General features: G+C 36.2%; 7 protein-coding genes. All 7 read left to right on the top strand.

Annotation, left to right across the window (positions count from 1 at the left end):
* Window positions 1-456: 456 nt before the first annotated feature.
* Complete coding sequence (locus ABX784_RS13620) at window positions 457-1,632, top strand: glycosyltransferase N-terminal domain-containing protein (RefSeq protein ID WP_372655606.1); 1,176 nt, start codon at window positions 457-459, stop codon at window positions 1,630-1,632.
* The gene (locus tag ABX784_RS13615) at window positions 1,632-3,017 is read left to right on the top strand and encodes a hypothetical protein (protein WP_372655605.1); all 1,386 of its coding nucleotides are present in this window, start codon (window positions 1,632-1,634) and stop codon (window positions 3,015-3,017) included. The genes ABX784_RS13620 and ABX784_RS13615 overlap by 1 nt, the downstream gene beginning before the upstream one ends.
* A gap of 48 nt (window positions 3,018-3,065) precedes the next feature.
* A complete protein-coding gene (locus tag ABX784_RS13610) occupies window positions 3,066-3,281 on the top strand; it encodes a hypothetical protein (protein WP_372655604.1) in 216 nt (71 codons plus the stop codon).
* A 186-nt stretch (window positions 3,282-3,467) separates the two neighbouring features.
* Complete coding sequence (locus ABX784_RS13605) at window positions 3,468-4,553, top strand: hypothetical protein (RefSeq protein WP_372655603.1); 1,086 nt, start codon at window positions 3,468-3,470, stop codon at window positions 4,551-4,553.
* 187 nt (window positions 4,554-4,740) lie between these two features.
* A complete protein-coding gene (locus ABX784_RS13600) occupies window positions 4,741-6,036 on the top strand; it encodes an acetyl-CoA C-acyltransferase (RefSeq protein ID WP_372655602.1) in 1,296 nt (431 codons plus the stop codon).
* Window positions 6,037-6,045: 9 nt separating this feature from the next.
* Window positions 6,046-8,166 (top strand): 3-hydroxyacyl-CoA dehydrogenase NAD-binding domain-containing protein, encoded by a 2,121-nt coding sequence (locus ABX784_RS13595; protein WP_372655601.1) that lies wholly within the window; start codon window positions 6,046-6,048, stop codon window positions 8,164-8,166.
* A 3-nt stretch (window positions 8,167-8,169) separates the two neighbouring features.
* Window positions 8,170-8,874 (top strand): hypothetical protein (locus ABX784_RS13590; RefSeq protein ID WP_372655600.1); only part of this gene is annotated, 705 nt, incomplete at its 3' end.

Genomic DNA, 8,874 nt, shown 5'->3' with positions numbered 1-8,874 from the left:
TTGATTTTATTATAGATACCTTTGATAGAACTTGTTGAAGTTGTTGTCGTGGCCGTTGTTTCTGCTGTGGCTGTTGCGTCTGCAGCATTTGCAGTCATAACAGAAAAGATTGCCATAAGAGCAAGCATTTTCGTAAGTTTCATTGAATTCTCTCCTTCATAAAATCTAGTTCAATTTTTTCAATGGTCATTTGTCCCAATTTTTTGTTGGATTATCAATAGATTTTTGTCAGAAGTATGTTTCTTACTTGTAAATGTAAGAAAAAGTTATATTCTGACCAGTTTAGACAGGCATTAGATAGGTTGAAACTTAAATAATGACAGTTTGACACCATTTTGAGAATATTTTTATATGATGTTGAACACTTATCTAGCTATTCAAAGAGTAATTCTTACTATCCAGTACCTTTTGTACCCCTTATCGGTTGTACTAGGTCCGTTTTTCTCCTTTATAAAGATGCGTAAAGAGTTTGAAAACGGTGAAGTGATAGACTCGTTTAAAAATACAGATAGAGTTGCAACCCATTGTTTTCATGTATCAAGCGAGGGGGAACTCGAGCAGGCCCTACCCCTTATTCAGTATTTTCTAGACCAAGGTAACTTTATAGAGCTTGTCTATACTTCTAATTCTGTCACTAGAAAGTGCAAATTACTTGCTGCTAAGTATGAAAACTTGAATCTTCTTAGGATGCCTCTTTTGAGTTTTCCAAGTAATAGTTTTAGAAGGTGGGTTACTGCAAAGAAGCTCTTCATGTGCCGCTATGACTTCTTTAGCGAGCTTATGCTCTATGGTGCTAGAGAAGATGTAGATTTTATTCTTTTATCGGCCTCACTTAAAGGAAAGAGATTAACAGGTATAAAGAAGGCCTTTACTTTAGGTCTTTATAGTTGTTTTGATTACATTGTTGCTGCTTCAGATATAGAGAGACAAAACTTTCTCAAACTTTCCGCAGATTTTAATGTGACAGCTTTTGAATTTAGACTTTTACAAATCGCTTCTAGGCTTGAGCAATCAGAGTCTAAGTTCTTAGAAAAGAGGTCTTTAGATAATTACTTTAGTATTTTAAAAAATAGAGATGTTAAGAGTAATTTAATCATTGGTTCAGCTTGGGAAGTAGAGTTAAATATTTTCAAAGATATTGATCTAGTCAATAAAGTAAAGTCTGGAGAGTTTCTAGTCGTGATAGCTCCACACTCTTTGTCTAAAGAGTCATTACTTAATCTATCTAAAGCATTCAACACTATTGCTCCCTCTTTGAAATTAGTTAATGCCAATGAAGTTGACGAGTATAGATCAGGAGAAGTTTATTTTAATGCGACTCCAGGAATTCTACTTGAGAGCTACTCACTCTTTGGACATGTTCTTGTTGGTGGTGGACATGGAAGAAGTATACACTCTGTTTTAGAGCCATATCTTGCTGGATCTAGAGTGTATTGTGGTCCTAAAATATTTAGATCCACTGAGTTTGACTTTATAAAGAAAGAGTCTCCTAATGATGTTGTAGTTATTGAGAATTTAGAAGAAATTTCTAGCTCAATAGTTGATTATAATAGAGAATTAGAAATAGATAAGCGCGATAAGTTAATTAACTTTTATAAAAGTAGCTTTACTGAAATGATGGAACGTTTTTAATGTTAGAAAAAAATGTAGATATGGCCCTTATTGGCCACAATTATTTATCCTACCTATTAAGCTTTGATCTACTTGCTAAGAATAAGAAAGTTCTTATGCTCGACGATGAAAGACTTAAGTACGGAGCTCTTTTTGGCCGCCAAGTTAGTGAGTTAGAAAGATCTTTCTTAAAGACTTGGGGAGAGGATAGTAAGGTTGAGCCTTTTATCAACTTAGATAGATACTTAACTCAGACTTCTTTGCATTTTCACGCAGACCAATCAATTGTACATCTTGGAAGAAGTCCATTTGATAATTTAATGGAGCTTTGTAGAAAGTTCCCTCTCTTATTTTTAAAGCCAAATGGAGAAGTCGCTTTCACAAACACTCAAGAATTTAAAGATAAAGTTAATAGTGAGTTCTTAAGCTTTTGTCATCGTGTGGGTCAAAATACTTGTAGGTTTAGTAGTCTGCAAAGTATTTCTTTAGAGACATTTTTAAACCATTGTCCAGCAACGATTAAAGAGCTTTTTCTATTATTCAAATCCAATGTAGAAGAACTCTATATTCAAGAGAGTAAGCACTGGGAGTATAAGACATTTCTTTACTCTGCTAAGGCGTTCTTTCAAAGTCGTATGTCTTTAAAGTCTAGTGAGATAGAAATTTTTCATCTCTTTCACTCGTTAGTTTCTCCGTTTTATAAATTACAAGAAGATAAAATAAACGCTGAATTGAAAAATATTTTTGAAGAGCGAGGTGGTCAGCTTAAGAGAACTCATGTTCGTGAATGGAAGTTCTATAAAGAAAGCCCATGGAGTATTGAGCTCGCAAGCTTTGAAGGAATTATTCACCCCGCTCGTGTTTCTTTACTCGGAGGAATTCCTGAGAAGCTCCCACTAAAAGTTTTTCCAGATAATAAATGCTATAAAAATGTCACAAGCAAAGTATTGATTGATGAAAACTCTAATCTTCAAGATGGCATTTATATACTTTCTAAGAATAATCGTATTGGAACTAATTACGCACTTATAGTGCTTGAGAAGTCTGGGCACACATGTCATGTTGAGCAATATGTATTAAAAAAGAAGGGACAAAAAATATCTTTCTTCTTAAAGGATTTAACTTCTTGGCTAAAGAATGATCTTCGTGAACTGATTCCTGGGATTAGAAATTATTCTATTACTTCTGATTTTGAATTTGGCGATGAAGTCTTTGTGGCAGAGGGGACTGTTGGTAGGATCAAAAATGGTATCCAGCTACCTAAGAGAGTGCGTATTTATGATACCTCTAATCCAATCATTAAAAAGAAGCTAAATAATGTCTTCTATTTTGGACCTTATAAAGACTCACATCTAGGACTCTTCACTACACTAGTTGATATTAAAGAGACCCAGCAATTCCTTTAGGTTAAAATTTCCCCATGAGTTGTGGCCAAATTGCTATATAATGGTTGTATGATTACTTTAAAGTCCAATAAAGGACAAACTTCTGTTGAATATGTCATGTTGATCGCCGTTATGGTGACAATTATGGGCTCTGTACTACAGATTGTTAAGTCCTCGATTTTAGGTGACGCTCAAAATTGTGCTCCAAATTCGACCGCCATTGTATGCTCTTTTCAACGAAGCTTTAACGTTGAAGACCTTAGATACTTCACTATAAAGAGATAATCACCTACCTAATTCTAGGCTCTTAGGCATTGCCCGTTGTTCTATTCGTGTAAATAATACACACGCACAGCAATATACTTCCCATTTTCCCTCAGTTTGATATAAACGTATTAATTATGACTTTATGCGTTATTTTAAAAAAAGCAATGTTCTGTACATTTTGTATTGAACCTTAAGGAGAAAATTATGAAAACACGCCACACAAAGAAAACATTATTAATGCTGATGTTCTTTGGATTAACTTCACAGGCCGTTATGGCACAAGGTGATCCTCTACTAAGTGACACTGAATCAGTACTTAGCTCAGAGCAGATCGATATCGATGGATCATTCAATGCTCCAAAGCAAGAGACTGCAGCCGACAGAATGGCAAAGCTTAGAAAGAAGCTCGAAGAAAGAAACGAGCAAATGGTTTCTAAAAAGATTGAAGATATGCGTCTTCAAGAAGAGCAAAGACTTGCTAAGAAACTTCAAAAAGCATTTAACGCTCAGGCAATGGCAATTGATAGCGTTGGTACTCAACAAGCTGCACCAGTTAAAACTGTTGTTGCTCCTGCGCCAGCTCCAGCACCTGTAGTTAAAGAAGTAAATAAGAATAAAGTTATCCCTACTGTTGGTCTGATGACTATTAGTGGTGAGAATGGACTTGAGCTTGAATCAAGTGCAAATATAAATTTAACTGTTGAGAACCAAATCACTGACAGATTTAGTGTCGGGCTCTCGGTTGGTTATGCACAGATGGGAATTACAGATACTGCTAACCAGTACTCTGGCTCATCAAGTTATTATTATAATAATAATACTACTTATAACCCATATTATAACTCTGGTTACTACAATACTTACGGTCAAGGTAGAGAGATGGATTACTCAAGACTTAATCTTGAAGTAAACTCTAAGTTCTTTATGTCGACTTCAAGTACAATTAGACCATATGTTGGTTTAGGGCTTGGTTACAATAGACATAGCCTAGCATACGAAGATAACCAGCAGTATAACTACAACTCTGTAACACTAGGTAACGAAGACTTTTCTTCTTCTTATGTTTCAGGGGCGGCACTAGCAGGTTCTGAAATTCATTTCACAGACACAATTGGTGCAGTACTTGAATTTAAATACCAAAAAGGTTTTGGAGACTCTTTCAACTCTTCAAGCTCTACGACTTCTACAGGTTACTATAACCCTGATCAAGTAAGACTTGAAAACGTTGGATCAGCTATCGAAAAAGCTGACAACATGAGTCTAAATGCAGGTTTACTAATTAAGTTTTAATAAATAGATACTGGTCTGAAAAGGTCGGTGTTTATTGAAATTTTCTTCTCTTAGAAGGGAGAGTGGTGTGGCGCCTCTCTCCCTTTTTTTTTATGTTAAACACACCTTTTACTTCTTCCCCTTTATCCTATTTTCATCTACAATTTTCTCTATAATTCTTAAATAATTTAAAATTAGAGGAGTAAAAATGGCCATGAAACCAGTTTACATTATTGATGGCAAACGCTCACCTCATGCGAAGGCAGGCACAGATTTAAAAGATGTGGATGCGCCTTTTTTGGGAGCGTACTTAGTAAGACACATGATGGACAATACTTCTATTCCGTACAACGAAGTAGATGAAGTAATTTTTGGAAACACAGGGACTCCTGCAAAGTATCCAAATATTTCTAGAGTTATTGCACTTGAGGCAGGTCTAGATAAAAAGACTTCAGCTTATTCTGTACATAGAAATTGTGCTTCAGGAATGGAAGCAGTCTCACAAGCTTTTATGAAAATCGCATCTGGTAGATGTGATGTGATTATTGCTGGTGGTGTAGAGTCAATGTCGCAGATGCCTCTAATCTATAATAAAGAAATGACAGAGCTTTTTGTAAATGTCATGAAGTCTAGAACAGTCTCAGATAAATTAAAAGCTGTGAGTAGTTTTAGACCTCCATTTCTATCTCCAATTATTGCCATAGAACAAGGTCTTACAGATCCTTTTTGTGGATTAAATATGGGACAAACTGCAGAGGTTCTTGCAAGAGAGTTTGGTCTCACTAGAGAGCAACAAGATGAGTACGCAAATAAGTCTCATCACAAGGCCATTGCAGCAACTGAAGCTGGAAAGTTTGATGATGAAATACTTCCACTTTTATATGGTGAGAAGCTAGCTAAAATTTTATCTAAAGATGTTGGTCCAAGAGGAAACTCTACAGTTGAAGGTCTTGGAAAAATGAAGCCATACTTTGAAAAAAGATCTGGAACAGTTACTGTTGGTAACTCTTGTCCAATCACTGATGGTGGATCAGCTCTTATGTTTGCTTCTGAAGAAGCGGTTAAAAAATATAATTTAAAACCAATTGCAAAAATGATTGATTTTCACTTTCATGGTTTAGAGCCTGAGAGAATGGGGATGGGTCCACTACTTGCTATGGACGGTGTTTTTAAGAGAACTGGTCTTGGTGTAAATGATATGGACCTTTTCGAAATTAATGAAGCTTTTGCTGCTCAATTAATGGCGGTAACTGAAGCATCTAGTAATGCAGAAATAGCGAAGAGATTCGGTCTTGAAAATGCATTAGGTGACATTTCTGAAGAGAAGCTAAATGTGAATGGTGGAGCAATTGCTCTTGGTCACCCGGTAGGATCTACTGGATCAAGATTGATTGTAACTCTTATGCATGAGCTCAAGAGAAGAAAAGGCAAGTACGGAGTTGCTTCACTATGTATTGGTGGTGGGCAAGGTGGCGCCTGTATTATCGAAAATTTAATCAAGTAAGGTTTAATTATGGAATCAAAGAAAATAAGTTTTGAAATAGAAGAAAATATAGCTTATCTCGGTTTTGGTTATAACTGTGATAAGTCCATGACAACACTAGATGAGGAAACTCTTCAAGAATTGTCTGATAGATTAGACGAGCTTCATAAAGATAAATCTCTTAAAGGAGTTATCTTTTGGTCTCATAAAGATAGATGTTTCCTTGCTGGAGCAGATATCAACCTTATCTCATCAATGAAAACAGAGAGTGACGGTGCACATGGGGCCGAAGCGGGACAAACAATTTTCAATAAGATTGAAGATTTAAAAGTCCCTACTGTAGCAGCTGTTCATGGTGTTTGTCTTGGTGGTGGTCTAGAGCTATCTCTTGCTTGTAAGGCAATAGTGGCCTCGGATGATAAGGGGACTATGTTAGGTCTTCCTGAGGTTAAGTTAGGACTTATTCCTGGTTTTGGTGGGACGTATAGACTTCCAAGAAAGATAGGTCTTCCAAAGTCATTAGATGTGATCCTTACTGGGAAAATGTTAAAGGCCAAGAAAGCAAAAAGACTAGGTCTTGTTGCTGGTGTTTATCCAAAAGAAAGAATTAAAAAGATGGCCATCTTTCACTTTAGTGGTGATGAGAAAAAAGGTGGAATAAAAGAGTCTCTTGAGAGTATGGCGAGCGATAACTTTTTTGCAAAAAAGATTATCTTTCAAAAAGCTAGAGAGAGTGTTCTTAAGAAAACAAAAGGTTTCTATCAAGCTCCATTAAAGATTTTAGATGTTATGGAAGCTGGAATCATGAAGGGAAGATCAAGCTACCTTTCTTCAGAGTCTCAAGCTTTTGGAGAGTTATGTGTAAGTGAGCAATCAAAGAACTTACAGCATATCTTCTTTATGACTGAAATTGCTAAGAAGTACGCTGGTCCAGAAAGTTCTGGAAAGCTTCCAAGACTTAAAAAAGGTGCCGCTCTAGGTGCTGGTACAATGGGTGGTGGAATTGCTTGGCTTATGGCCAGCAATAATATGGCGCCTATCATGAAAGATCTTTCAACTGAGGCCCTAGAGCTTGGGTTTAAGCAGTCTTCTTCTAACTTTATGGGAGCTGTGAAAAGAAAGAGAATGACTCGTGATGAATTTGAAAGAAAGCAGAGATCTATTCAAGGTCAACTAGGATATGAAGGCTTCAAGAGAGTAGATCTTGTTATTGAGGCCATTGTTGAAAATATGAATATTAAAAAGAGTGTATTTACTGAACTAGAAGGTGAGGTTAGAGATGATTGTGTCATCACTTCGAATACATCTTCATTATCTGTTCAGGAAATGAGTACAGCTCTAACAAAACCTGAAAGGTTCGCAGGTCTTCACTTCTTTAATCCTGTTCATATGATGCCACTAGTAGAGATTATTACTCATGATAAAGTTGCTCCAGAAACTTTAGAGGCCCTTTACAACTGGTGTATGAAAGCAAAGAAGACTCCAGTCATCGTTAAAGATGGACCTGGTTTTCTTGTGAATAGAATCTTAATGCCATTTATGAATGAAGCAGGTTTCCTTCTAGAAGAAGGTGTTCCTATGAAAGACATTGATGATGCATGTTTAAACTTTGGTATGCCAATGGGTCCTTGTCGTCTTCTAGATGAAGTTGGGATTGATGTAGGTGAAAAAGTTGCAAAGATCATTCATGATGGACTTGGTGATAGAGTGAAGGGATCTCCTTTTTCTTCTAAATTAGTTGAAAAGAATTTCTTAGGAAAGAAAAATGGTAAAGGATTCTACATTTACGATAAGCGTGGAAAAGTAGAAGGGCCTAACGAAGAAGTTCAGGCAATGCTTCCAAAAACTAAAAAGAAAATGGATGAGACGGAAATACAAATGAGAATTTTCCTTCCAATGATCAATGAAGCAGCAACTGTTCTTGCTGATGGTATTGTAGCAAGTGCTGCTGAAGTTGATTTAGGTTTAATCTTTGGTATTGGATTCCCTCCATTTAGAGGTGGATTACTTCGCTATGCAGATTCAGAAGGACTAGATCGCTTAATTAAAGCGATGGAAGATAGAGCAACCTCTGTTGATAAGGATAGATACACTCCTTGTGAGTACCTGAAGAATTTAGCTACGAATAAGAAAAAGTTTTACGACGCATAATTAATGATCTTAAACTTTTGTCGCTATTTTATAACGTATATTTTTAAAGCAAAGACACGTCAGCGGTTGCTATTTTTAGCAATCGTTGGTCTTTTTATTTCTAGTTTTGCTCTGCTCGTTTTGCAGAGTACTATGGGTGGACTTCAAAATAAACTAACAACCAGATCAATGAGTGTTGATGGTAGTGCAGTTATTGAAATTCATAATCTAGAAAGTGATGAAGTATCGGCAATTTATAATGACTTAGTAAATAAGCAGTATAATCCAAGTCTTGAATATGAAATTGAATTACTACTAAGGCAGCTCAATTACATAACACCAGTAATCTTGCGTGGTATTGATACGAGTAAAAAACTACCTAAATTCTTGCATAAAGCTGACCTTAATGAAGGCGCTGTTGTTGGTAGTGATTTAGCCTACAAGGTTTCACTTATTGAAGGTGATGAATTTTCTTTAATCTCTCCTTCGCACGTAGATAGTTTAATGGATGATATTCCAAGGCTTATCCAAGTAGATGCTGCCAAGTTTGTTCGAACTGATGTTCCTGAGAGTGACATGTTCAACGTATGGGTAAGACTACCAGTTGTTCAAAACTTAATTAGAAAGAGGGCCGTAAATAGAATTAGAATTTATAAAGATATAGATTTTAGCTCTCTTAAAGAAGAACTTAAAAGTAAGTATGCTGACCGAGTTCGACTAGTTACATGG

Origin of the sequence: Halobacteriovorax sp., from assembly GCF_041587335.1 — a bacterium.
Lineage (GTDB): Bacteria > Bdellovibrionota > Bacteriovoracia > Bacteriovoracales > Bacteriovoracaceae > Halobacteriovorax.
This window is presented reverse-complemented; position numbering and strand designations above follow the sequence as displayed.